Origin of the sequence: Clostridium hydrogeniformans DSM 21757 (assembly GCF_000686705.1) — a bacterium.
Taxonomy (GTDB): domain Bacteria; phylum Bacillota; class Clostridia; order Clostridiales; family Clostridiaceae; genus Clostridium_Z; species Clostridium_Z hydrogeniformans.
Map to the genome: position 1 here is coordinate 663,890 of NZ_KK366004.1, position 24,585 is coordinate 688,474.

The 24,585-nt window shown below is 31.1% G+C and carries 26 protein-coding genes; 23 read left to right on the forward strand and 3 right to left on the reverse strand.

Features of this window, described 5'->3' with window-relative positions; genetic code table 11:
• The first annotated feature begins 108 nt into the window (after window positions 1-108).
• The 17 genes from BR69_RS0116365 to BR69_RS21875 all read left to right on the forward strand — a co-directional run bounded on the left by BR69_RS0116365 (window position 109) and on the right by BR69_RS21875 (window position 15,729).
• Window positions 109-993 (forward strand): YicC/YloC family endoribonuclease, encoded by an 885-nt coding sequence (locus BR69_RS0116365; RefSeq protein ID WP_027634160.1) that lies wholly within the window; start codon window positions 109-111, stop codon window positions 991-993.
• A gap of 17 nt (window positions 994-1,010) precedes the next feature.
• Complete coding sequence (remA, locus tag BR69_RS0116370; protein WP_027634161.1) at window positions 1,011-1,283, forward strand: extracellular matrix/biofilm regulator RemA; 273 nt, start codon at window positions 1,011-1,013, stop codon at window positions 1,281-1,283.
• Window positions 1,283-1,915, forward strand: coding sequence for a guanylate kinase (gene gmk, locus BR69_RS0116375; RefSeq protein ID WP_027634162.1), 633 nt, complete (start codon window positions 1,283-1,285; stop codon window positions 1,913-1,915). Before remA ends, gmk begins: the two co-directional genes overlap by 1 nt.
• Entirely contained in the window at window positions 1,896-2,114 is a 219-nt protein-coding gene (gene rpoZ / locus BR69_RS0116380; protein WP_027634163.1) for a DNA-directed RNA polymerase subunit omega, read from the forward strand. The genes gmk and rpoZ overlap by 20 nt, the downstream gene beginning before the upstream one ends.
• Window positions 2,115-2,116: 2 nt before the next feature.
• The gene (gene coaBC, locus BR69_RS0116385; RefSeq protein ID WP_027634164.1) at window positions 2,117-3,307 is read left to right on the forward strand and encodes a bifunctional phosphopantothenoylcysteine decarboxylase/phosphopantothenate--cysteine ligase CoaBC; all 1,191 of its coding nucleotides are present in this window, start codon (window positions 2,117-2,119) and stop codon (window positions 3,305-3,307) included.
• 343 nt (window positions 3,308-3,650) lie between these two features.
• Window positions 3,651-5,855 carry a primosomal protein N' gene (gene priA, locus BR69_RS0116390; RefSeq protein WP_027634165.1) on the forward strand — a complete coding sequence of 735 codons (2,205 nt, stop codon included), beginning with the start codon at window positions 3,651-3,653 and terminating at the stop codon, window positions 5,853-5,855.
• A gap of 46 nt (window positions 5,856-5,901) precedes the next feature.
• The gene (gene def, locus BR69_RS0116395) at window positions 5,902-6,342 is read left to right on the forward strand and encodes a peptide deformylase (RefSeq protein ID WP_027634166.1); all 441 of its coding nucleotides are present in this window, start codon (window positions 5,902-5,904) and stop codon (window positions 6,340-6,342) included.
• Between the two features lie 18 nt (window positions 6,343-6,360).
• On the forward strand, window positions 6,361-7,290 hold the full coding sequence (gene fmt / locus BR69_RS0116400) for a methionyl-tRNA formyltransferase (protein WP_027634167.1): 930 nt from the start codon (window positions 6,361-6,363) through the stop codon (window positions 7,288-7,290).
• A gap of 12 nt (window positions 7,291-7,302) precedes the next feature.
• On the forward strand, window positions 7,303-7,989 hold the full coding sequence (locus BR69_RS0116405) for a zinc metallopeptidase (protein WP_027634168.1): 687 nt from the start codon (window positions 7,303-7,305) through the stop codon (window positions 7,987-7,989).
• Between the two features lie 17 nt (window positions 7,990-8,006).
• Complete coding sequence (gene rsmB / locus BR69_RS0116410; RefSeq protein WP_027634169.1) at window positions 8,007-9,323, forward strand: 16S rRNA (cytosine(967)-C(5))-methyltransferase RsmB; 1,317 nt, start codon at window positions 8,007-8,009, stop codon at window positions 9,321-9,323.
• A gap of 12 nt (window positions 9,324-9,335) precedes the next feature.
• Window positions 9,336-10,367 (forward strand): dual-specificity RNA methyltransferase RlmN, encoded by a 1,032-nt coding sequence (rlmN, locus tag BR69_RS0116415; protein WP_027634170.1) that lies wholly within the window; start codon window positions 9,336-9,338, stop codon window positions 10,365-10,367.
• 20 nt (window positions 10,368-10,387) lie between these two features.
• Window positions 10,388-11,101, forward strand: coding sequence for a Stp1/IreP family PP2C-type Ser/Thr phosphatase (locus tag BR69_RS0116420; protein WP_027634171.1), 714 nt, complete (start codon window positions 10,388-10,390; stop codon window positions 11,099-11,101).
• Between the two features lies 1 nt (window position 11,102).
• Window positions 11,103-13,115, forward strand: coding sequence for a Stk1 family PASTA domain-containing Ser/Thr kinase (pknB, locus tag BR69_RS20730; RefSeq protein WP_051623652.1), 2,013 nt, complete (start codon window positions 11,103-11,105; stop codon window positions 13,113-13,115).
• Between the two features lie 62 nt (window positions 13,116-13,177).
• Complete coding sequence (gene rsgA, locus BR69_RS0116430; RefSeq protein WP_027634172.1) at window positions 13,178-14,047, forward strand: ribosome small subunit-dependent GTPase A; 870 nt, start codon at window positions 13,178-13,180, stop codon at window positions 14,045-14,047.
• The gene (rpe, locus tag BR69_RS0116435; RefSeq protein WP_027634173.1) at window positions 14,041-14,691 is read left to right on the forward strand and encodes a ribulose-phosphate 3-epimerase; all 651 of its coding nucleotides are present in this window, start codon (window positions 14,041-14,043) and stop codon (window positions 14,689-14,691) included. The genes rsgA and rpe overlap by 7 nt, the downstream gene beginning before the upstream one ends.
• A gap of 1 nt (window position 14,692) precedes the next feature.
• The gene (locus tag BR69_RS0116440; protein ID WP_027634174.1) at window positions 14,693-15,328 is read left to right on the forward strand and encodes a thiamine diphosphokinase; all 636 of its coding nucleotides are present in this window, start codon (window positions 14,693-14,695) and stop codon (window positions 15,326-15,328) included.
• A gap of 236 nt (window positions 15,329-15,564) precedes the next feature.
• Entirely contained in the window at window positions 15,565-15,729 is a 165-nt protein-coding gene (locus BR69_RS21875) for a hypothetical protein (protein WP_160169960.1), read from the forward strand.
• Window positions 15,730-15,900: 171 nt separating this feature from the next.
• Here the strand turns inward: BR69_RS21875 and rpmB are convergent, their stop codons facing one another.
• A complete protein-coding gene (gene rpmB, locus BR69_RS0116450) occupies window positions 15,901-16,092 on the reverse strand; it encodes a 50S ribosomal protein L28 (protein ID WP_027634175.1) in 192 nt (63 codons plus the stop codon).
• A 200-nt stretch (window positions 16,093-16,292) separates the two neighbouring features.
• Here rpmB and BR69_RS0116455 point away from each other — a divergent pair, with 200 nt between their 5' ends.
• The 6 genes from BR69_RS0116455 to BR69_RS0116480 all read left to right on the forward strand — a co-directional run bounded on the left by BR69_RS0116455 (window position 16,293) and on the right by BR69_RS0116480 (window position 22,036).
• A complete protein-coding gene (locus tag BR69_RS0116455; RefSeq protein ID WP_027634176.1) occupies window positions 16,293-16,640 on the forward strand; it encodes an Asp23/Gls24 family envelope stress response protein in 348 nt (115 codons plus the stop codon).
• A gap of 10 nt (window positions 16,641-16,650) precedes the next feature.
• Window positions 16,651-18,300 (forward strand): DAK2 domain-containing protein, encoded by a 1,650-nt coding sequence (locus tag BR69_RS0116460; protein ID WP_027634177.1) that lies wholly within the window; start codon window positions 16,651-16,653, stop codon window positions 18,298-18,300.
• 50 nt (window positions 18,301-18,350) lie between these two features.
• Window positions 18,351-20,384, forward strand: coding sequence for an ATP-dependent DNA helicase RecG (gene recG, locus BR69_RS0116465; protein ID WP_027634178.1), 2,034 nt, complete (start codon window positions 18,351-18,353; stop codon window positions 20,382-20,384).
• A 75-nt stretch (window positions 20,385-20,459) separates the two neighbouring features.
• Window positions 20,460-21,017, forward strand: coding sequence for a 16S rRNA (guanine(966)-N(2))-methyltransferase RsmD (gene rsmD, locus BR69_RS0116470; protein ID WP_027634179.1), 558 nt, complete (start codon window positions 20,460-20,462; stop codon window positions 21,015-21,017).
• Window positions 21,018-21,019: 2 nt separating this feature from the next.
• A complete protein-coding gene (gene coaD, locus BR69_RS0116475; protein ID WP_027634180.1) occupies window positions 21,020-21,499 on the forward strand; it encodes a pantetheine-phosphate adenylyltransferase in 480 nt (159 codons plus the stop codon).
• 12 nt (window positions 21,500-21,511) lie between these two features.
• Complete coding sequence (locus tag BR69_RS0116480; protein WP_027634181.1) at window positions 21,512-22,036, forward strand: hypothetical protein; 525 nt, start codon at window positions 21,512-21,514, stop codon at window positions 22,034-22,036.
• On the opposite strand, the gene ylbJ is transcribed toward BR69_RS0116480, so the two are convergent.
• Both ylbJ and BR69_RS0116490 read right to left on the reverse strand, forming a co-directional pair.
• Window positions 22,019-23,176 (reverse strand): sporulation integral membrane protein YlbJ, encoded by a 1,158-nt coding sequence (gene ylbJ / locus BR69_RS0116485; RefSeq protein WP_027634182.1) that lies wholly within the window; start codon window positions 23,174-23,176, stop codon window positions 22,019-22,021. The genes BR69_RS0116480 and ylbJ overlap by 18 nt on opposite strands.
• Window positions 23,177-23,290: 114 nt before the next feature.
• On the reverse strand, window positions 23,291-24,511 hold the full coding sequence (locus tag BR69_RS0116490; RefSeq protein ID WP_027634183.1) for a nucleotidyltransferase: 1,221 nt from the start codon (window positions 24,509-24,511) through the stop codon (window positions 23,291-23,293).
• Window positions 24,512-24,585: the final 74 nt, after the last annotated feature.

The following is a 24,585-nucleotide window of genomic DNA, read 5'->3' on the forward strand; positions in this document are numbered from 1 at the left end:
AGAAAACAGGTCAAAAATCAAACTTTTTGCAAATAAAACTTGAAATTCTCCTATTAAGTTATGTATAATAGGTAGTATGAATTGGGAGCAACCGTAAGGAGGAATGTCATGGTTAAGAGTATGACAGGCTTTGGGAGAGGAACTAGTGGTGAAGAAGGTAGCATAAGTTTCTCTGTAGAGCTAAAGAGTGTTAATCATAGATACTTAGATATAAATGTTAGGATGCCTAAAAGTATGATTTCCTTTGAGGAGAAAATACGAAAGATAATAAATGAGAGGCTAAGCAGAGGAAAAGTAGATATATTTATAACCTATAAGAATTATGGAGACTTCCATGGAGAAGCAATTTTAAATGAGGCTTTAGCAGATAGCTATTATAAGACATTAAAGTCTATTAAAGATAGGTATGAGAATGTTAAGGATGATATTTCTGTTTCTTTAATTTCAAGTTTTCATGATGTAATAAAGGTAGAAGAAAAAGAAGAAAATATGGAAGAACTTTGGGAAGGATTAAAGTTTAGCTTAGAAAATGCTCTTTCTATGTTAGTAGAGATGAGAGAAATAGAAGGGGAAAAACTAAAAGGGGATATTATCTTAAAGTGTGATAGTATAAAATCTTTAGTGGATAAAATTGAAGTTAAAGCTCCTGAAGTTGTTAAGGAATATAAAATAAGATTAGAAGAAAGAATAAAAGATTTAAGTGATAATATAACCTTAGACGATAATAGAATAAGTGTTGAGGTTGCTTTTTTTGCGGATAAGGCTAGTATAGATGAGGAGATAACAAGATTAAATTCTCATATAAATCAAGTTAAAAATACTTTAGAGTTAAATGAACCTATAGGAAGGAAACTAGATTTTATAGTGCAAGAAATGAATAGGGAAGCCAATACCATAGCTTCAAAATCTCAAGACTTAGAGATTACAAATATGGTTTTAGATATAAAAAATCACATTGAAAAAATAAGAGAACAGGTACAGAATTTAGAATAGTGTTTAGGAGGAAGAATATGAGTATAAAACTTATAAATATTGGCTTTGGAAACATAGTTTCTGCTAATAGATTAGTAGCTATTGTTAGCCCAGAATCTGCGCCAATCAAGAGAATAATCCAAGAGGCAAGAGATAGGGGTATGCTTATTGATGCAACTTATGGCAGAAGAACAAGAGCAGTTATAATAACAGATTCAGATCATGTTATATTATCAGCAGTTCAACCAGAAACAGTGGCACATAGATTATCTTCTAAGGAAGAGGAGCATGTGGATGAGGTTGATGAATAATGCAGGATAAAAAAGGTGTATTAATAGTAATATCCGGACCTTCAGGGGCAGGAAAAGGTACTATATGCAAGGAACTTTTAAATAGACATAACTTTTACTTGTCCATTTCAGCTACAACAAGATCCCCAAGAATTGGGGAAGTAGAAGGAGTGAATTACTATTTTAAAACCAGGGAAGAATTCCTAGAGAAGATTGAAGAAGGTGATTTTCTGGAGTACGCAGAGGTTTATGGAAATCTTTATGGAACACCAAAATCTAAAGTTCAATCTATGATAGATGAGGGTAAGGATGTAATTCTAGAAATAGATATACAAGGTGCCCTTAAGGTTAAGGAAAATGTTTCTGAAGGAGTATTTATATTTATACTTCCTCCATCAATGGAAGAATTAAAGCAAAGGATTATAAAAAGAGGAAGCGAAACTGAAGAGTCATTGATGACTAGATTTAAGTCTGCATATCAAGAAATTAATTATATTTCAAAATATAATTATGCAGTGGTAAATGATACAGTAGAAGAAGCTGTTAAGAAAATAGAAAGCATATTAGTTGCAGAAAACTGCAGAGTAGACAGAATGAAAGAAAAAATATTAGATTCTAAGGAGGGCTTAATCCATGAACAACTCTATGATTAATCCATCAATTTCAACACTATTAAATAAGGTAGACAATAGATATTCTTTAGTTATAGTAACTTCAAAGAGAGCAAGACAGCTTATTGAAGGAGATACTGCTAACGTTAAAGTAGAAGGAGTTAAACCACTAACTCTTGCTATAAATGAGGTTAATGAAGGATTTATACAGTATGAAGCAGTGAAAGAAGGTATCAAGTAGAAATGCCTAAAAAAAATGTGGTGCTTGGAGTATCAGGGGGCATAGCTGTTTATAAAGCCCTTGATATTGTAAGTCAGCTAGTTAAAAAGGATGTGGAGGTAGATGTTATAATGACAAAGTCTGCTACAGAATTTGTCACGCCTCTTAGTTTTCAATCCTTAAGTAGTAATGCAGTTATAGTTGATATGTTTAAGGAACCTAAACATTGGGAAATTCAGCACATATCTTTAGCTAAAAAAGCAGACATTATGCTTATAGCACCAGCCACAGCTAATATAATAGGAAAGATTGCTAGTGGAATAGCAGATGATATGTTATCCACAACAATTATGGCTACTAAGGCAAAGGTGATTTTTGCCCCTGCTATGAATACAAATATGTATGAAAATCCTATAGTTCAAAATAATATAGAAAAACTTAAGTCCTATGGATATGAATTTATAGAGCCAGCCAGTGGCAGACTTGCTTGTGGTGATACAGGCCGCGGAAAACTTGAAAGTACTGATTTAATAGTAGAACATGTTATGAGTGAGCTATACCCTATAAAGGACCTTAAGGGGAAAAGGGTATTAGTAACAGCTGGACCAACAGTTTCACCTATTGATCCAGTGAGATATATAACTAATAGATCCACTGGAAGAATGGGATATGCCATAGCAGAAGAGGCAAGAGATAGGGGTGCAGAGGTTACCTTAATTACAGGTCCTTCTAATATTAAAGAACCTTATAATGTGGATGTTATTCATGTAAATACCAATGAAGAAATGTTATCTTCTGTTTTAAGTCATTATGAAAGTTCTAACATAGTTATAAAGTCAGCAGCTGTGGCAGATTATAAGCCTAGGACTTATAGTGAGAAAAAAATTAAAAAAGGTGAAGGAGATCTTAGTATTACTCTAGAAAGGGATAATGATATATTACGATTTTTAGGGGATAAAAAGAAAGATCAAATTCTTGTAGGATTCGCAGCAGAAAGTAATGATTTAATAGAGAATGCATCCTTAAAGATGAAGAAAAAGAATTTGGACTACATAGTGGCTAATGATATAACTTCTAAGGATACAGGGTTTTCTTCAGAAGATAATAAGGTTATAATCCTAACAAAGGATGGAGAAGAAATATCTTTAGGAAAAATGCCTAAGAAAAGTGTAGCTAAGGAATTATTTAATATAATAAATAATAAAAAGCGCTAACTGCGCTTTTTTTCATATATATCATTTATATTACCTAAGCTTTAAAATTTTTAGAAAAGTTTATATACATATTTTTAGCAGCAATATAATTAATAAAATAAATTTATGCTTTTATTTGGAAGTTTAATTTATGGATAGATAGGTTATATATCTAATTAATCTTAAGTAATTGTAAATATAAAAGTATAATTTAAATATAAAAATTATAGTGGGATAAATATCTTATATTAATAGATAATAGGTTTAAATAATTTATTTAAGTAATATAATTTAGATAATATAATTTAGATAATATAAAGGATAGTAATATGGAACCAACGTTTTTTAGGTAAAGGGTGATAAAGTGAATAAATTCGCTGGAGTAATAGTAAATAATGATTCCGTGCAGGTAGATAGAGTCTTTACCTACAAAGTGCCGGAAGATATTAGAAATATAATTACCATAGGTCACAGGGTTAAGGTGTCCTTTGGTATGGGGAAAAAACTAATTGATGGATTTGTGGTAGAACTATATGAGGATATAGAAGAACAAGGAATAAAGTTTAAATCAATAAATAGTATTTGTGAAAAAGACCCTCTATTTACTAAGGAAGATTTTTATGTTGTCCAGTATATGAGAGATAGATATTTATGTACATATATGGAAGGTATAAGACTCTTTATACCTAGAGGTGTGACTAAAGGGGTATCATATAAAGAGAAGCAAGTACTATATTCAGTGAAAAATTTAGAAGTAAAATATGATAAAGAACCATATAACTCTATTTTTAAACTTATTAAGGATAATGAAGGTAAGTACACAAAAACTCAGCTTTGCAAGGAGTTTAGTCTTTCCTTAAGCTCTATAAATACCCTTATAAAACATGAATATTTAACAACAGAAAAAACTATAGTTAATAGATTTAATACTAGGGAATATAGTTTCTATGAAGAGAAAAACTTAACAAAAGATCAAGAAGAAGTGGTTAAAGAAGTTATAAATGGGTCATCCTTTATATATCTATTAAAGGGAGTTACAGGCAGTGGAAAAACTGAGGTATATATGAGAATTGTAGCCCAGTTTTTAAGAGAGGATAAAAGTGCTATAATTTTAGTACCAGAAATTTCCCTAACACCACAAATGGTTGAAAGATTTAAAGGAAGATTTGGTCGTGATGTTGCTGTTTTTCATTCAAAGCTTTCTGATGGAGAAAGATTTGATGAATGGCATAGAGTGAAAAGAGGAGAAGTTAAGGTTGCAGTAGGAGCAAGATCAGCCTTATTTCTACCATTTAAAGATTTAGGAATTATAATAATAGATGAAGAGCATGAGGCTACATATAAGTCAGAAAGTGACCCAAAATATAATGCAAAAGAAGTGGCAGAATTTATGGCAAGAAATAGAGGGCTTAAGGTACTTCTAGGATCTGCAACCCCATCTATTGATACTTATTATAGGGTCCATAAAAAAGAGATTAAACTATTAACTTTAAACCATAGGGCAGATGGAGCTAAGATGCCAGAGGTAAAAGTAATAGATATGAGAGAAGAGCTTAAAAATAATAATAAATCCATGTTTAGTAATGAGTTAAAAGAAGAGCTTGCAAGAGTTCTTGAAAGAGGAGAGCAAGCAATACTCTTCTTAAATAGGAGGGGCTTTTCAACCTTTGTATCTTGTAGAAAGTGCGGTTATGTATTTAAATGTGATAAATGCGATATATCACTTACATATCATGCTCATGGATCCTATCTTTCATGTCATTATTGTGGGAAAAGAACTTCTGTTAATACAACATGTCCTAGTTGTAAAAGTAACTATGTAAAGTATTTTGGAGTAGGTACAGAAAAAGTTGAGATGGCATTAAAAAAGGAATTCAAAGATGCTAAGGTTCTTCGTATGGATTTAGATACTACGAGAAGAAAAAATTCCTTTGAAGATATATATACCTCTTTTAAAAATGGAGAGGCAGATATATTAATTGGAACTCAAATGATAGCAAAGGGTTTAGATTTTCCCAATGTAACCTTAGTAGGAGTTATTGCCGCGGATCTTTCCTTAAACCTTCCAGATTATAGATCTGGAGAAAGAACATATCAGCTTCTAACCCAGGTATCAGGAAGAGCAGGACGTGGAAAAAAAGAAGGTAAAGTGATAATTCAAACATATCTACCGGATAACTATAGTCTTAAATATTCAAAAGATAATAATTATGAAGGATTTTTTAAGGAAGAAATATCCTTAAGGAATACCATGAATTACCCACCCTTTTCTAGAATAATGTCAATTAACATGAGCTCTAAGAGAGAAGACATACTTATAAAAACTATAGGAAAGGTTGGTATAAATTTAAAAGATTTATTAAAAAATACTAATAATATAGATATACTAGGGCCATGTCCGTGTATAATAAGTAAGATAAAAGAAATGTATAGATGGCAAATAGTTATAAAAGGAGATATAGGAGAAGATCTTGCTAAAGTTATAAGAGATAATACTTATACTTTAACTAAGGAAAATGCAGCTTATATAAGAATAAGTATTGATATAAATCCTAATAGCCTAATATAATATAAAAGAAGACATATATAATTAAACATTGGAAGGAGAATATACTATGGCATTAAGAAATATAAGAACCATGGGTGAAGATGTATTAAGAAAGAAGAGTAAACCTGTAGACGAGGTGAATGATAGAATAAGAACCCTTGTTAAGGATATGATAGAGACTATGTATGAGGCAGATGGGGTGGGTCTTGCAGCACCTCAAGTTGGAATACTTAAGAGAGTGGTTGTAATAGATGTTGGTGAAGGTCCAGTAGCTCTTATAAACCCAGAAATAATTCATAGCGAAGGAAGCTATATTGATGTAGAGGGATGCTTAAGTGTTCCAGGAGAGCAAGGAGAAGTAGAAAGACCTTTTAAACTTACAGTAAAGGCTTTAAATGAGAATGGAGAAGAAGTTATTTATAATGCAGAAGAGCTTTTTGCAAGAGCAGTATGCCATGAGCTAGATCATTTAGATGGAGTTTTATTTGTAGATAAAGTAATAAAGTAATTGAAGGAGGAGTAAAATATGAATATAGTATTTATGGGAACCCCAGATTTTGCAGTACCTTCTTTAAAAATTTTAATAGAAGAATTTAATGTTAGTGCAGTATTTACCCAACCAGATAGAAAAAAAGGTAGGGGGAAGAAGTTAGCTATAACTCCTGTAAAGGAAATAGCATTAGAGAATAATGTACCTGTATACCAGCCAGTAAAACTTAGAACTGATGAGGAATGTATAAAGGCTTTAAGGGATTTAAAACCAGATTTTATAGTTGTTGTTGCCTTTGGTCAAATACTTTCTAAAGAAGTTTTAGATATACCTAAATATGGATGTATAAATCTTCATGGATCATTACTTCCTAAATATAGAGGGTCAGCACCTATACAGCATTCTATAATTATGGGAGAAAAGGTAAGTGGAAATACCACTATGCTTATGGATGTAGGCATTGATACTGGAGATATGCTTTTAAAGGATCAAGTTGAAGTTAAGGAAGATATGACCTCAGGGGAACTTTATGATATTCTTAAAAATAAAGGAGCAGATCTTTTAGTAGATACTTTAAAGAAATATTCAAAAGGAGAAATAACTCCTATAAAACAAGAAGATGATAAAAGTACCCATGCATCTATGTTAAACAAAGACATGGCTAAGATAGATTGGAGTAAGACATCAGAAGAAATTCATAATTTAATAAGAGGATTAAATCCTTGGCCTGTTGCTTATACTTCATATAAGGATGAAAATATGAAGATATATAAAAGTCAGGTTTTAAATAAAGAAAGTACAAAATCACCAGGAACTATTATAAATGTTAACAAAGAGGGAATAGAAATTTCATGTGGAAAAGGAGTTATCTTATTAGAAGTTATACAATTTCCTAATGGAAAGCCTCTAAGTGTTGCTCAGTATATTAATGGTCATTCTATTGAGGAGCAGGAGATTTTAAAATAAGGAGGGGTTCATATGCCATTTTTTTATGACAGTACCTATTTATTTTTAATACCAGCTATGCTTATTTCTCTATGGGCTCAATTTAAAGTATCCTCTACCTTTGAAAATTATTCAAAGGTTAGAGGAAGTAGAGGAATAACTGGAGCAGAAGCAGCTAGAAATCTTTTAGACAGTAATGGTTTATATTATGTACCCATAGAGATTGTGAGGGGAAAACTCTCAGATCACTATGATCCAACAGTGAAAGTACTTAGACTTTCAGAAGATGTGTATTATGGAACATCTGTTGCTAGTGTGGGAGTGGCTGCCCATGAAGTAGGTCACGCAATTCAACATAAGAATTCTTATAAGCCATTAGTGATTAGGAATTCTATAGTACCAGCTGTAAATTTAGGATCTAGTTTATCTTGGATATTGTTTTTTGCAGGAATAGTTTTATCTATAAAACCATTGGTAACCTTAGGAATTGTATTTTTTTCAGCAGTGGTAGTGTTTCAAATTATAACATTACCTGTGGAATTTGATGCATCAGCAAGAGCCTTAAAGGAGATTAGAGCCCAAGGTATACTTTATGGAGAAGAAGAAAGAGGAGCAAAAAAGGTTTTAGATGCGGCAGCTTTAACCTATGTAGCAGCTACAATAATGGCAGTATCTCAACTTATAAGATTAGTAGCCATAAGTAACAGTCGTGATAATTAGAAATACGAGGTAACGATATGAAAGCAAGAGAAGTAATAGTTAAGGTATTAGATGAGGTTTTTAGTAACAGTGCTTATTCTAATATCGCTTTAAACAGTGAACTAAAGAAGAGCAATTTAAATGATAAGGACAGAGGACTAGTAACAGAAGTGGTTTATGGAACTATAAAATATAAATATTCTATAGATTTAATACTTAAGAACTTTATACAAAAGGATTTTAGTACTATACAAAATAATGTGCTTAATGTATTAAGAAGTGCCATTTATCAAATGCACTATTTAGATAAGCTTCCAAATTATGCAGTGGTTAATGAGGCTGTAGAAATTGGTAAAAAGGAATCAGAGGGTGCAGGAAAGTTTGTAAATGGTGTGTTAAGAAGTTATATAAGAAGTGATAAAGAGGATTTATTAAGAGAGTTTAGTGGAGATATTGGATTTTTATATTCCTATCCTAGATGGATGGTAAATCTCTTTACAAAGCAATATGGAGATTATGTAGCTAAATTAATCTTAAAAGGTTTAAATGAGACGCCTTATATGACAGTAAGAGTTAATGAACTTAAAGGAAGCTTTGATGATGCCTTTGAAAGTTTAGAAGAAAAAGGTTATGAGGTAGAAGAAGGTTATATATGTCCAGAGGCTATAATAATAAAAAGAGGTAAGGGAATAGAAGAAAATCAAGCATTTAAGGAAGGACTTATAACAGTTCAAGATGAAAGTGCTATGTTAGTTGCTCCTCTTATGGAAGTTAATGAAGATGAAGTAGCCATGGATTTATGTAGTGCTCCAGGAGGAAAAGCTACACATATGGCAGAGCTTATGAATAATAAGGGAACTGTAATTGCTCAAGATATACATGAGCATAAGCTTAAGCTAATAGAAGAAAATATATCAAGACTTAACCTTAATAATGTAAAAACCGTTCTTGGAGATTCTACTAAGCTTAATACTGACTTTATAAATTATGGAGATAAGGTTCTTATAGATGTACCTTGTTCTGGCCTTGGAATTATTAGAAAAAAACCAGAGATAAAATGGACTAAAAACCCAAGGGATTTAAGAGAAGTTGTAAAGGTTCAAAGAGAAATAATGGATAATGCTGCTCAATATGTAAAGAGTAAAGGAATATTACTTTATTCAACTTGTACTTTAAACAAGGAAGAAAATGAAAATAATATAGAGTGGTTCTTAAATAAGCATAGAGATTTTACAATTGAGAAGATATATTTAGGAGAGGCTGAAAATATAATATATAGTGATGCAGGGTATATTACAGTATTACCTAATAAGTATATGGATGGATTCTTTATAGCAAAACTTAGGAAAAGGTAATAGGAGAGAATAATGGAGAATATTTATGATTTAACCCTTAATGATCTTAAGCTATGGATGAAAGATAATAAAGAAAGTGAGTTCAGGGCTAAACAGGTTATGGATTGGTTATATAAAGGAATCAATTCTTTTAATGAAATGAAAAATATACCTAAATCTTTAGCTGAGAAATTGGAGGATAATTTTAAGTTCTATCTTCCAAAGGTAGTTCATGAGTATACATCAAAAGCAGATGGAACTAAAAAAATATTATTAGCCTTAGAGGATAATAATTTAATAGAATGTGTAATTATGAAATATAAGCATGGGAACTCCATATGTGTTTCTACCCAAGTTGGATGTAGAATGGGATGTAAATTTTGTGCATCTACCCTAGATGGAAGAGTACGTAATTTATCTAATGGAGAAATTTTATCTCAGCTAATAGTTGCAGAAAACTTAACTAAGGAAAGGATTTCCAATATTGTCTTAATGGGAAGTGGTGAGCCTTTAGATAATTATGATAATGTAGTTAAGTTTCTAGAGATTGTTAATGCAACCTATGGATTTAACATAGGTCAAAGGCATATAACATTGTCAACCTGTGGAATAGTCCCTAAAATAAAGGATCTTGCAGATAGAAAGATGCAGATAACATTAGCTCTTTCCCTTCATGCCACTACAGATGAAAGAAGAAAGTCTATAATGCCTATTGCAAATAAATATTCCTTAAAAGAAATATTAGAGGCATGCAGATACTATATAGATAAAACAGGAAGAAGGGTAACTTTTGAATATGCTTTAGTTAAGGGAGTTAATGATTCCCTAGAAGATGCTAGAGATTTAGCAAGACTTTTAAAAGGAATGCTGTGTCATGTTAATTTAATTCCTGTAAACGAGATTAAAGAAAATCATTTTAAAAAGACAGAAGCGGAAGAGGTAAAAGCTTTTTCTAAGGTTTTAAATGACTATGGTATAGAAGCTACAGTAAGAAGAGAAATGGGATCAGATATAAATGCTGCTTGTGGCCAGCTTAGAAGAAGCTATATAGAAACCCAAAAATAGCAATTAAAGGGGTGTTTTAAATGGTGGGATTCATAACTGATGTAGGAAATGTTAGGAGTATTAATGAGGATTATTTAGAAATTTATGAGGATGATGAAAAATTACTTTATGTAGTGGCAGATGGTATGGGAGGTCATAATGCTGGAGAGGTGGCAAGTAAATTAGCTACTGATACCATAATTTCTTATATAAAAGAAAGAAAAGTTGAATCTCCAGAGGAGCTTCTTAAGAATGCAATTAAAGCTGCTAATGAGAGGGTATATAATTATTCCTTAAGTAGCAATAATTTAAATGGGATGGGGACTACAATTACAGCTTGCTTAATAATTAAGGATAAGGTGTTTATAGGAAATGTAGGGGATAGTGGTTGTTTTATTTTAAAAGAAAATAATATAAAAAAGATAACCAAAGATCATTCCTTAGTTCAGGAACTTTTGGATGAGGGAAGCATTACAGAAGAGGAAGCTAAAAATCATCCCAATAAAAATATTATAACAAGAGCTATAGGAACGAAGGAAGAGGTTTTAACTGATATATATAAGCTAGAGAAAAATGACTTCCAACATATTTTGTTATGTACTGATGGTTTTACAAATGAAGTATCCAGTTCGGAGATAGTTGATTTAGTAAATTCATCTGAAAATTATAAGGATTTTTGCATAAAGGCTATAGAACTAGTAAAAACCAGAGGAGCAAGAGACAATATATCTTTAATTATAGTTGGAGGAGAGTAGTATGATGATAGGAACTGTGCTAGGTAACAGGTATGAGCTTATTGAAAAAATAGGCGAAGGTGGTATGGCAGAGGTATATAAGGCAAAGTGTAATAAATTAAATAGATTTGATGCAGTAAAAATATTAAAAAAAGAATTTTCCTCTGATACACTAGTAGTAGAAAAATTTAAAAGAGAAGCTACAGCAGTAGCAAACTTATCTGATAATAATATAGTAAATGTTTTGGATGTGGGTACCCAAGATGATATAAATTATATTGTTATGGAATATGTAAAAGGAAAAACATTAAAGGATGTAATAAGAGAAAATGGAAAGATTCCTTATACAAAAGCAGTAGGGTATGGAATAGAAATAGCTAAAGCATTAGACTGTGCCCATAGAAACAATATAATACATAGGGATGTAAAGCCACAAAATATTTTAGTAACTGAAGATGATATAATAAAGGTAACAGACTTTGGAATTGCTAAATCTACAGATTCCGCAACTATTACTAACACTAGTAAAATTTTAGGATCTGCTCATTATTTTTCTCCAGAACAAGCTAAGGGAAATTATATAGATTATAGAACTGATATATATTCTTTAGGAATTGTATTATATGAAATGGTAACAGGAAGGCTACCTTTTGATGCAGATAGTCCAGTATCAGTGGCATTAAAACATATACAAGAGCAACCTGTTCCTCCTATTAATATAAATGATACAATACCAGAGAGTTTAAACAGTTTAATATTAAAGGCAATAGAAAAAGATCCAATAAAAAGGTATTCTTCTTGTAAAGAAATCATAAATGATTTAATAAAAATAAAAAGAAATGAGAATATAGATGTGACTCCTAAAAAACAGGATGATCAGTTTACAAGAGTAATGAGTCCTATAACTGATGAAGATATTAGAAAGAGCAATGCTAATAAAGAAGCAAATAAGCCTTCTAATTCTCCTAAGAAGAATATAAAAGATGAAGAATTAGAAGAATATGATGATGACGATGATTATGAAGACGAGGATTATGGAAAAAGTAACAAAAAGAAATTTTTAATCTTATCCTTAGTTGGAATACTTGTGATAGCTCTTGGAGCTATAGGAGCTGCAATGGTATTTAAACCTTCTGATAAGAAGGCTGAATCTATAGAAGTACCACAAATCATAGGACTAAGTCAAGAAGAGGCTAAAAAGCTCTTAGAATCTAAGGGGCTTAAAATGGAGATTGTTGGAGAGAACCCAGATGATAAATATCCAGAGGGATCTATTGTTTCTAGCCATCCAGGAGTTGGAGAAAAGATAGAAAAAGGTAAGGAAGTTAGGGTTATAATAAGTGGAGGGGTAGAGAAATTAAAAGCCCCAGGGCTGGGAGAACTTGATAAAAATGCAGCTGATACCCTATTAAAGAGTCTGGGACTTTCATTAGGTAAGATAGAGTCTGAATACAATGATACAGTGCCAAGTGGAAAAGTTATTAGTCAAAACCCGGTGGAAGGTAAGGAAGTTAAAAAGGGAGATTCTATAGATATAGTTATAAGTAAGGGCCCACAAATAAAATATACTACTGTTCCCTATTTAGGAGAACAGCATAAATCTAATGTTCCTAATATTTTAAAGGGAAGGAAATTGACCCCAGGAAAAGTGAATGAAGAAAGAAAAGTAACTAATAACAGAGATGATTTAAATAAGAATTATACTGTAATATCTCAAAGCTTAGAAGCCGGTAAAGAAGTTGCAGAGGGTAGTGTTGTAGATGTTAATGTAATTGTATATGAATATAAAGAACCGGAACCAGAATTAATTAATATACCAGGTGGAATTAAAGGTGCTACAGTTAGAGATGCAAGAGCTATAATAGAAGGAGCGGGCTTTACCTTTAGTCCAGGAAGCTTTAAGGATGATGATGTTGTAAAAGACTATACTGTAAAAAATGGAAAAAGTAATAAGGCACCGAAAGGGGCTCTTATAACAATAAGTGGTGTAGAAGAAAAAAAGCCAGAAGAAAATCCAAAACCAAAACAGCCATAAAACCTGGTGATTTAAAAGTATAGGATAATAATAATCATTAAATAAATCCAGTAGGAGGAAATATGCAAGGAACTATAATAAAAGGCATAGGAGGCTTCTACTACGTAAAGGTTAATAATAGGGTTATAGAATGTAAGGCAAGGGGTAAGTTCAGATATGATGGACTTACCCCTATAGTCGGAGATAGGGTGGAAATAAGCCTTAATGGTGAAAAGGGAGTTATAGAAAAGATTTTTCAAAGATCATCAGAGCTTATAAGACCATTAGTTTCAAATGTAACCCAAGCCTTTGTAGTATTTGCTGCTAAAAATCCAGATATAAATATGGATCTATTAAATAGGTTCTTAGTGTTATGTGAGAATAATAATATTAAGGCAGTAGTATGTCTAAATAAAATAGATTTATGTACTAAAGAGGAATTAGAAGATTTTAAGCTTTTACTTAATAATATAGGTTATGAAGTTCTTCCAATAAAAGCTAAAGAGGGATATAATTTGGATAACTTAAAAGAAAGACTTAAAGGAAACGTAACTGTTTTATGTGGTCCTTCTGGAGCAGGAAAATCAACTTTATTAAATAAATTTAGTGGAAGAGAACTTATGGAAACAGGAGAAGTTAGTAAAAAGCTAGGAAGAGGTAAGCATACTACAAGACATAGTGAACTTATAGATGTAGAAGAAGGCTTTTTAGTTGATACTCCAGGATTTTCTAATATAGACATTACATTTATAGAAGAAGAGGACTTGATGCATTGTTTTCCTGAATTTAAGGAGTATAATGGAGGATGTAAGTTTTCAACCTGCCTACATAATAAGGAACCCCACTGCTCAGTTAAAGATGCAGTAGCTAAGGGGAATATAAGCGATTTTAGATATAACTTTTATTTAAAAACATTAGAAGAAATTCAAAGGGGGAAAAAGAAAAAATGGTAAAATTAGCACCATCAATATTATCAGCAGATTTTTCAAAACTTGGAGAACAAATAGAAAGGTTAAATAAAACAGAAATAGATATGATCCATATAGATGTTATGGACGGAAGTTTTGTTCCTAATATATCTTTTGGAGCACCAATAATGAAGTCTATAAGAAGTCTTACAGACAAAACTTTTGATGTACACTTAATGATAGAAGATCCTTCAAGATATATAAAAGACTTTGTAGATGCAGGTTCAGATATAATAACAGTACATTATGAAGCCGATAGACATATAGATAGAACTATAAATTATATTAAAAGCTTTGGAGTAAAGGCTGCAGTTGCTTTAAATCCAGGAACTCCTGTATCATCCATAAAAAATATATTTAAATCCTTAGATATGGTTTTAATAATGTCAGTAAATCCAGGATTCGGAGGACAAAAGTACATAAACTATGCTTCAGATAAGATAAAGGAAGTAAAAAATCTTTCAGAAGAATTAGGTCATAAGGTTATGATAGAAGTAGATGGAGGAGTAGATTCCTCTAATATAAATCAGGTAGTAAGTTGTGGGGCAGATGTTATAGTCGCAGGATCTGCTGTATTTAAAAATGGGGAAATAGAGGAAAATGTAAAAAGACTTAGAGAGGCATTATAAGATGAAAATAGTGGTAATAGGAGGGGGAAATAAACCTTCCAAAGAGCTTCTTAAAAAAAGCTGTAATAATTGTGATCTTATAATTGCAGCGGACAAAGGGGCACAGTATTTATTTGAGGAAAATATATTTCCTAATATAGTTTTAGGAGATTTTGATTCCATAGATAATGAAATATTAGAAAAGCTTAAGGAAAAGAATCTTAATATAGAAGTTTACCCTAAGGAAAAAGACTTTACAGATAGTGAGTTAGCTTTAAACATAGCCCTAAAGCATAATCCAGAAGAAATAATTATTTTAGGGTGTATAGGTACAAGAATGGATCATGTTCTAGGTAATATTGGTCTTCTTTATAAGTGTTTAGAGAAAAATATAAAGGGAAAACTTGTAGATGATAATAATATAATTTTTTTAGTTAATAAGAGTACAACTTTAAAGAATGAGGGAATGAAATACATAGGATTTCAAGGCTTTAGAGATATGGTATCAGACTTTAATATAAGAGGAGCTAAGTATGACCTTTATAATCACAATTTAAAGTTCGGAGAGTGTATTACTGTATCTAATGAATTTATAGAAGATTCCATGGATATTATTTTTAATGAGGGAATTGTTATGGTTATATATTCAAATGATTAAGTATAGTTAATCATTTGGTTTTTAGAAATGAAATTAAACTTATCCAGGGATTTTACTCTAGAGAAGTTTAATATGAAGTAATCAGTAAAAATAAAATTCCTAAGGATATATATATTTAGTAGGTTAGAGTATCTAAATAAGGTTAAAAATAATAATGTAATAAAAATTTATATAGTCACCAAAAAATTACTATATCATATAATGATATCAAAGCAAGTAAATTTTTGGTGATTTTTTTGTCTAGAAAATTATGTCCAAGAACAGTTATTGGAATGGTTATAGGAGCAGTAGGTATGGGGATTTTACTTGCTGTACTTGTTCCTATATGGGGGTGGCTTTTAGTAGCAGGGGCAGCCTTAGTTTATATAGGGTGGTATGTTGCTGAATGTTTCAGAAGATAATATATATGGAAATTATTATGGGAGGATGTTATGAAGATTATTGCTATTAAAGTACCTAAATTTATATCAAAAATAATAAAAATATTTAAAAGAAAGTAGAACAAAAGAATATGAAAAAGACAAAATAAAAAATGCAATTGTTATTTACAACTGCATTTTTTGTTTTGCCTTTTATATAGCACGTTGAACCTTTCCGGATCTTAAGCATCTTGTACAAACATGAACAGTTTTAGGTGTTCCGTTAACTACTGCCTTAACTTTCTTTACGTTTGGAGCCCATTTTCTCTTTGATTGTCTATGAGAGTGGCTGTACTGTACTCCAGAAATAACACCCTTGTTGCAAACTTCGCATCTTCTTGACATTATAAAACACCTCCTCTAACCCTACGAAGAATAGTCTTCAATCATAACGTAAGTTATTTTAACATAAAGTCAATATGGTTTGCAAGTGAAATATTAGTATATCTTAAAAAATAATTAATTAACTTATTTAATTTCCTTGAATAAATCCTGTAATTAATATAGAATATACTATATGGAATTTTTCAAGGAGGAGAATGATTATGATAGGTTTTTCCAATGAAAGCGGATATGTAGGATATTCAGAAGAAGTTATAGCTAATATAGTAGGTCTTTCCACTATGGAATGCTACGGAGTCGTTGGAATGGCTTCAAAGAACGCAACTGACGGATTTTGGGAGCTTATGAGAGCTGAGAACCTAAGTAAGGGTGTTAAGATAAATAGTAAAGATGATGAGCTTAATATAGAACTTTTTGTTGTAGTTCAATATGGAACTAAAATATCTGTTATAGCAGATAATATAATTCAAAAGGTTAAATATAATGTAGAAAATTATACAGGTTTAAAAGTTAACAGTGTAACAGTGAATGTACAAGGTGTGAGAGTCTAGGAGGTACAGAATGAAGTATTCAAAAATAAATGGTGAAAATTTTTATAACATGGTTATAAATGCTTCAAATAGATTAGAAGAGCAAAAGGAGTTTGTAAACTCTTTAAATGTGTTTCCAGTACCAGACGGAGATACTGGAACTAACATGTCTATGACTTTTAGATCTGCAGTGAAAGAAATAGAAAACATGGATGTATCCTCAATTGGGGAAGTAGCAAAGAAACTTGCTAAAGGAGCCCTTATGGGAGCAAGAGGAAACTCAGGAGTAATATTATCTCAAATATTACGAGGAATATCTAAAGGCCTTGATGGAAAAGAAGCGGTAGATGCTGAAGAGTTTTCAAATGCTTTATTAGAGGGTAGCAAGGCGGCTTATAAGGCTGTTATGAGACCTATAGAAGGTACTATCCTTACTGTGGTAAGGGCTGCAGGAGAGGCAGCAGTTGCGTCTAAAAAGAAAGATGTAACGGAGTTAATGGAAGAAGTGTGTATAAAGAGTAATGACATGCTGAATAAAACTCCAGAGATGCTTCCAGTACTTAAAAGTGCAAAGGTAGTAGATTCAGGTGGAATGGGTCTTTTAATTATCTTAAAGGGAATGCATGAGGCTTTAAATAATGATATAAAGGCAGTAATACAAGATGCGGTAGCGTCTAAAGAAAATGTATCAGCTGCAAATAATTTAGAGTTAAATGCAGAGGATATAAAGTTTGGTTATTGTACAGAGTTTATAATCTTAGGAAATGCGGATAAGGCAGATAACTTTAAGGAAGAAATTGAAGTTTTAGGTGACTCTATGATAGTAGTTGGATATGAGGATGTAATAAAGGTTCATATTCATACTAATGATCCAGGAGCAGTTTTAGCTAAGGCAGTTACCTTAGGAGAATTATCTAAGATAAAAATAGATAATATGAGGGAAGAACATAGAAGTCTTGTTGTAGATCAGAATGAATATGAAAAGATAGAGACTGCAATTTCTAATGAATCAACTGAGAGAAAGAAATATGCCTTTGTTTCTGTAGCTATGGGAGAAGGAATTAAGGATATTTTTGAAGACCTTGGAGTTGATTATGTCATTGAAGGTGGCCAGACAATGAATCCAAGTACTGAGGATATAATGAAGGCTGTTAATGACATAAATGCAGATAATATATTTATACTTCCAAACAATAAGAACATAATAATGGCTGCCAATCAAGCAGCAGATCTTTCAGAAGATAAAAATGTGGTGGTTATACCAACAAAGACAATTCCACAAGGAATAGTATGTGTTACTATGTTTAATCCAGAAGCTGAAGTTAAGGACAATGTAGAAGCAATGGAAGATGCTATGAGCAGCGTTAAAACAGGATCTATAACTTATGCAGTTAGGGATACTGAAATGGATGGAAACATAATAAAAGAGGGAAATATCCTAGGTCTTGTAGAAGGTAAAATTAAAGAAGTGGGAGAAGATGTCATAGAAACAACTAATGAGGTTATAAAATCTATGGTAGATGACGAAAGTTCTTTAATAACACTTTTCTATGGTAGTGATATAGATGAAGAGAAGGCTAAGAGTCTACAAGAGAATCTTGAAGAACTATATGAAGACTTAGACGTTCAAATGTATAAGGGTCAGCAGCCATTATATTATTTTATAATTTCTGTTGAATAAATATAAAAAAGCCTTCGGGCTTTTTTTATTTGAGTTAAGGAGAGGATACAGTGAATATTTATAGCTATGTTCATGAATTAAAGGGAGTTGGACCTAAGGCAAAAGAAGCCTTAAATAAAGCGGGTATATATACTATTTTAGATTTGCTTTTATATTTCCCAAGAGATTATGAAAACATAGATTTGAATATAGATATAGAGGATATAGATGAAAAACAAAAAATTGCTTTAGATTGTACTTTAATTGAGGTTAAAAGAGATGTGAGAACTCAAACTAAAAAGACCTTAACAACCCTTATATTTAATTATAAGGGACTAAAAGTTAGGGCAGTTTGGTTTAATCAACCTTATATAAAGATGACTTTTAAAATAGGAGAAACATATAAACTTCTTGGAAAGTATAAGAAAAAAGGAAAAGACCTTGAAGTTATGAATCCACTAAATGCATGTAAGGAACTTGATAAAACAGAAATAATACCTAAGTATAATTTAAATAGTAATCTTACAAATAAACTTTTATCAAAGCTTATTCATGGAGTATTAGACAATGTGTTGATAAAAGAGAATCTGCCTTTAAATATAGTAGATAAATATAACTTTATATCTTTAAATGATTCCATAAGGGAAATACATTTTCCAAAGGACAGAGTAACTTTAAAAAAAGCTAAGGATAGGTTGAAGTTTCAAGAGCTTTTCACCTATTCTGTAAAAATACTGATGCTTAAAAACCATATAAAGGGAGACAGAAAAGGAATAGGATTTAAAATCTCAGAAGAATTAGCTTTGCTTAAGGAAAAGTTACCTTTTTCCTTAACTAAGGCTCAAAGTAGGGTAATGAGAGAAATTCTTATAGATGAAAAGAAGACCAGTCCTATGAATAGATTAGTTCAAGGAGATGTAGGAAGTGGAAAAACCATAATAGCCATAATAGCCATGTTTAATGTAATAAAAAATGGGTATCAAGGAGTATTTATGGCACCTACTGAAATTTTAGCAAATCAACATTACTTAGAGATTCTTAAGGTACTAGAGGGCTTTGATGTGGAAGTAGAGCTTTTAACAGGAAGTACTAAAGGAAAAGAAAAGCTAAGGATTAAAGAAAGAATAAGAAATGGTGATCCTATAATAGTGGTGGGAACTCATGCCTTAATAGAAGATGATGTGGAGTTTAAGAGGTTAGGGATGGTGATAACCGATGAACAGCATAGGTTTGGTGTTCATCAAAGGAGTAGGCTTATAAATAAAAATGAAGAAGCTGATGTTTTAGTTATGACAGCAACTCCTATACCTAGAACTTTATCCTTATATCTTTATAGTGATTTGGATATATCTATAATAGATGAGTTACCTCCAGGAAGACAAAAGATAGATACTGTATTTTATAATGAGGAAAATAGAAGCCTTGGATATGAGCTTGCATTAGAGGAGATTAAGAAGGGAAGGCAGGTTTATATAGTTTGTCCCTTAATTGAAGAAAATGAGGACTTAAAGATTAAGTCTGTAGAGGAAACTTATGAGTATTTAGTAGAAGGACTTCTTAAAGGGGTACCTATTGAAATTCTCCATGGAAAAATGAAGCCAAAAGAAAAAGATGAAATAATGAAAAGATTTAAGGTTGGAGAAACAAAAGTATTAATATCAACCACAGTAATTGAGGTTGGAGTCAATGTGCCTAATGCTAGTGTTATGATAATTGAAAATGCAGAAAGGTTTGGACTATCTCAGCTTCATCAGTTAAGAGGAAGAGTTGGGCGTGGCAGACATAAATCTTACTGTATATTAATTGCTAAGGCTAATAACAATGTAACTAAAAAGAGAATGCAAATAATGACTATGAGCAGTGATGGGTTTTATATTGCAGAACAAGACCTTAAAATAAGAGGGGGCGGAGAACTCTTTGGATTTAGGCAACATGGGGATAATGGGCTTATATTAAGTGATTTTGTAGAAGATATAGATATACTAAAGGCTGCCAATAATGATGCTAAATTTGTTGTAGAAAGTAACACTATGGAAAATATAAAGATATGTAAGGAAATAGTAAACTCTTTAGAAAATACAACAAAATACATATGCTTTAATTAATGAAGCTAAATTTATTTTGTAGACTTTCTTTACTTATGATAAAATAATATAAAGCAGACTAAAGGAGGACAAAAAATGAGAATAATTGCAGGTCGTGCTAAAGGAAGAAGGATTTTGTCTCCAGATACTATGGAAACAAGACCTACCTTAGATAGGGTTAAAGAAAACATTTTTAACATAATACAGAATTATGTTAGAGATTCAGTGGCTTTAGATGTTTTTGCAGGAACAGGAAGCTTAGGTTTAGAAGCAGTTAGTAGAGGGGCAAAAGAATGTTATTTAATTGACAAGAGCCCAGTTACATTTCCACTTCTGAAAAAGAATGTGGAAAACTTAAAATTTCAAGATGAATGTACTTGTTTAAATATGAATGCCTATGATGCTCTTAAAAGATTCATAGATAATAATAAAGTTTTTAACTTAATATTTATAGACCCTCCTTATCTAAAGGATATGATTCCAAAAGCTATAGATATGATAACTGAAGGAAATCTATTAGATCCTAATGGGTTAATTGTAACTAAAATAGATTCCACAGAGGATATTTATAAGGGGAATCATAGGATTGAATTAATAAACGAAAGAATATACGGAAATACAACAGTGTGTTTTTATAAGTATAAGGAGGATTAATCATGAGAAGGGCTGTTTACCCTGGAAGTTTTGATCCTGTAACTAATGGACACTTGGATATAATAAAAAGAGCTTCAAAGATCTTTGATGAAGTTATAGTGGTGGTTTTAGTTAATGTGGATAAAAAAGGACTTTTTAGCAATGAAGAAAGGGTAGAACTTATAAAAAGAGTTACGAAATCCTATAAAAATGTTAGAGTTGAAAGCTATAATGGATTACTTATAGACTTTATGAAATGTGAAGATGTTAAAGTTATAATAAAAGGTTTAAGGGCAGTTTCAGATTTTGAGTATGAATTTCAAATGGCTTTAATGAACAATAAGCTAGATTCAACAGTTGAAACCCTATTTATGATGACCAATGCAAAATACTCTTATTTAAGTTCATCCTCAGTAAAGCAGGTAGCAAAATTTGGAGGGTGTATTAAAGGACTAGTGCCAGAAGAAATAATAGAAGATGTAGTGAGGAAAATAAAAGAATAGGGGGAGAGCTAGATGGAGGTTATAGAGTTAATCGATTATCTTCATGAATTAGTAGATACGGCTCCTAAGGTTCCTATATCTGGTAAGGTAGTTTTAGATAAGAAGGAGCTATTAAGCATATTAGATGATATAGTTTCATATCTTCCAGATGAACTTAAAAAAGCCCAGTGGGTTTTAGGAGAAAAGGACAGAATGCTTTCAGAAGCTAAACATCAATATGATTCAATGATGAAGGAATGTCAGGATATAAGAAGGAAGCAAATAGAAAGTCATGATATAACCAAAGAGGCGGAAGTTAGGGCTCATGACATAATAAATAAAGCTCAAAGAGAAGCAAAAGAAATGATGATTGGGTCAAGAGATTATGCTGATGAGGTTCTTTGCACCTTAGATAAAGAAATAGAAGAAAAAGGACGAATGCTTTTAGAAAGCATGAAAAAAGATATGGACGGTTATTTAACATCCATATCTAAGGATATGATAAATTCAACAAAGATAATAAGAGAGAACATAAAAGAATTAAGAAATATTAAATAGTTTTCTTAATTTTATAAGTAACATAGGGATTATAAAAAGTAGTATTAAGGGTATAAAAGAAATATAAATATTTTTATTAAAAGTAGGATTAAAAGTATATATATCTATAGGTATAAAAGTAAAAATAATGTAAGTTATAAAAAAGCTTATTATACCTTGGATGAATTTTTTTAGGATGTATCTGGAAATGGATACATCCTTTATTTTATATATAAAGGAATGAACCTGGCAAATTATAGAAAGTCCACTAAAGCTACATAAAAAGCTTATAAATGATAGTTTTAGATTTATAGGTAGTGAACTTTCAGCTAATATATAGCATCCATTAGTTATTTCAAAGATTCCAAGAACAACCCCAGATACAGCATCCTTAGGTAAAAAGAATAATAATTTTGATAAGTAGTTTACTATATTATAAAAGCCATTAGAATTTTTAATTATAGCTACTAATATAGAAAATATTACAACATAAGTACCAACTGATAGTGCAGTTTTTAATGAGTTATCCAAAGCCTCTTTAAAGATGGAGCCAAAATTAGGCTTTGTAAAATTTATGTTTTTTTCTAAAGATGGTTCTTTGGTTAAGGGTCCTATATAAGCCATAATAAAAGAAGAAACATAGTTAGCGATAAGAAGATAGACCCCAACCCTTGGAAGCTTGACCATGGATGTACTTACAGCCCCTATTATAAAAAGAGGACTGGCACTACTTGCTATGTTTAGAAGTCTTTTAAAAGTGTTTTTATTAATAAGTTTTTCTTCATATAAGTGACAACTATATTTTGCCCCTAAAGGATAGCCGCAAAGTAGGTTTACTGCTAAAGTAAGACTACATTGACTTGGAAGCCTTAGAGGCTTGCAAATAAGTGGACCAAGAGCTTTAGAGTAGATAGAAACCCCTCCATAGAGTATTAAAAGTTCTGTTATAACTAAGAAGGGGAATAAAGTTGGAAACAGATTGTTAAAAAATAGTTTAGCTCCATTTATGCAGGAGTCTATTATAAGGTTAGGATTTAGAATAAAGTATATGGTTATTAAGGTTAATAAAAATGTGGCTATATAGTTTATTCTATTATTTTTAAGAAGTATAAACATAAGAATAAATATGCCTATAAGAGAAAGATAAAATAAATATATCAAAAGAACCTCCAAATAATTGATTCATAAAAATTATATTACTATAATCTTAGAATATTCATAAATTAGAAAAAGAGATTTTAAGTTATATTAAAGTTAATATAACTTAAAATCTCTTTATGAATTCAATATAAATGGAGGGTATAAGAAATCAGAGTTCTCTTTTATGTTATTACAAAGAAGGCTATAAGCTCTGGTTCCCTGAAGGTCTAACTGTAAAAATGGGTTGGTATCCTTTAGGAGTTTAGTTAAGATTTTAACCTCACTATTTAATTTTATATTCTTTAAAATTTTACTACCATTTTCATTGAAAGCAAGGGGGCGTATATAATTAGGACAAGTTTTTCTAAGAGATAAAATATCGTAATTATCAAAACCAATAAAATACTGACAGAGTATACGATTTATTCTTGTGTAAGTATATCTCTTACTTTTAACTTTTAGAATCAATTCATTTAAAGATGAAGAGTTAATTATTTCCTTTAAAATTTTATTATCTAAACCCTCTGAAGCTTCAGGAATAAGAGAAAGATTATTTTTATTACATAAAAGCTTATATTTTATAAAGGAAAAGATTTTTTCTTCAAAGACAAAATCATAACCTTCATTTTTTAGAGTAGAAAGAATATCATAAGAAGCTTTAGGCATATGTTCTGACAATGGATTTAAATCTTCATTATTTTTTAAATAGTCTCTTATAGATGTGGCGCTAGAGAATATTGGATTCAATGAAGAATCATTATATCCACCACCTATTCTTTCAATGGTTAAAGGTTTTATATTACTATTTAATTTTATTAAGCTTTTACAATACTCTATGGCGAGAATATTATTAGGAGAAGATAAGAGACTATCTATAGTATTATTAAGTATTGATGTTTCCTTTAAGTAATCCTTAAGGGCAAGAGTCCTAGAGGTTGTAAAAGGTAACCCCTTGTTTAGATAATCCTTAAGTAAAGTTTTATATTTTAGTGGCTCATTGGAAAGTACTTCGGCAATGAGAATTATATTATTTACATCTCCACATTCACTACCAAAGGATAGATAATCTATGGAATTTAATCCATTTAAAATGGATACGGCACCATGAGAAAAGAACTCAGCTGAAGATAAGGAAAATAAGGTAGGCAGCTCTAATACTAGGTCTGCGCCATTTAGAACAGCCATTTTAGCTCTACTCCATTTATCCATAATTGAAGGAATACCCCTTTGGGTGAAGTTTCCACTCATTAAGACAATTAATAAAGAATCCTCTGTTAAAGCCTTAGTTTTTTTGATATGATATAGATGACCACTGTGAAAAGGGTTATATTCAGAAATTATAGCACTAATCTTCATAAAAATGCTCCTTCTATTTTAAATATATAATATTATACAGTATTTTTGGCAAAAATTAAATATAAGTAATTTTT